Annotated in this window: 1 protein-coding gene; it reads left to right on the top strand. The window is 53.5% G+C overall.

Annotated features, from left to right (window positions below; translation table 11 throughout):
• Positions 1–1,438: hypothetical protein (locus ACNOHI_RS24455; RefSeq protein ID WP_420477335.1), on the top strand; the 1,438-nt coding region annotated here is incomplete at both ends.

Here is a 1,438-nt window from a genome sequence, read left to right as displayed (position 1 = left end):
GGAGCATCAGGGTGGTACTGGCAGTTCAACCGCTTACAGGGATATAAGTATGACGGGGGCCGTGTTCCATCGAATGCCTGGACCGCGTGGATCACCTCGATCTCAGAAGGGGCGAACTGGGCTGCAGCGAACGACCCATGTAATATGCTTCTGGGCATAGGCTGGCGTTTACCGACTTCTTCGGAATGGACGAATGCAGATGCACCACCACAGAACTGGACGAACGCGACGAATGCCTACAACTCGGTACTGAAATTACATTCAGCCGGCGTACTGGTACCTGGCAGCGGGGTTCTTGACGGTCGTGGAGCTTATGGGCGTTACTGGAGCAGCACGCAGTATGTGAGCAGTGCATATGGGTATATGCTGGATCTGTATAACGGTAGTGCAGTAGGTTACCTGGATAAGGCCACAGCCTTACCGGTACGCTGTCTGCGTGATAATATTGTAAAGAGGGCACCGACAGTGAGTAATGTGACCTTCCTTACCAAAGAGATGACGGAGAATTCAGCGCTTGGTACCGCTACAGGAGCAACAGACGGAGGGGCCGAAGTAACGGAACGCGGATTGTGCTGGAACACTACCGGAACACCGGATATCATCAGTGGAACGGTTGTCAAATCAGGTAAGGGAACAGGAGGCTTTTCAGCGACGCTGAGTGGTCTGACCGAAAGTCCGACGTATTATGTACGAGCCTATGCGATCAATAGTGAAGGAGTATCCTATAGTCCTGAAGTGAGCAGCTTTAAGATTTGTCCGACCGAGTTTACCATGATCCACACAGAAGGGTTGAACGGTGCACCAGTGAGCAAGACGGTGACCTATCATTCCATCAGCAGTAATATATCGGGAGCAGCGCGTTGCTGGCTGACTCAGAACCTTGGAGCGAGCCAGCAGGCGACAGCGGTAGCGGATGCCACCGAGTTATCTGCAGGCTGGTACTGGCAGTTCAACAGGGCACAGGGCTATAAATATGAGGGTACGCTTCGTACGCCATCGAATGCCTGGACGTCGTGGATAAGTGCGATTTCAGAGAGCAGTGACTGGGTGTCCGACAGAGACCCATGTAACCTTCTTCTTGGCTTAGGCTGGCGTTTACCAACGCGTGTAGAATGGCTGAATGCGGATGCGCCACCACAGAACTGGGGCGGAGCAGGAGATGCCTTTGCATCGGTACTGAAGCTTCACTCGGCGGGAGTATTGGCTGCTACCAATGGTGTGCTGGACAGCCGTGGCGGGTATAGCCGTTACTGGAGCAGTACGCAGTATGCCAATACGAGCTACGGATATATACTTGATCTGTATGGGGGAAGTGCGGTGAGCTACCTGGACAAGGCGACCGCTCTTCCGGTACGTTGTATCCGTGATGCCGTCGTAAAGAGGATCCCATCGGTAAGTAACGTGAGTATACCTGCGGCAACGATGACCAGTACGACCG

The organism is Noviherbaspirillum sp. ST9, assembly GCF_048799745.1.
Taxonomy (GTDB): Bacteria; Pseudomonadota; Gammaproteobacteria; order Burkholderiales; family Burkholderiaceae_D; genus Noviherbaspirillum.
Note: the sequence above shows the minus strand (reverse complement) of the source record. Positions and strands in the feature narration are given on the sequence as shown.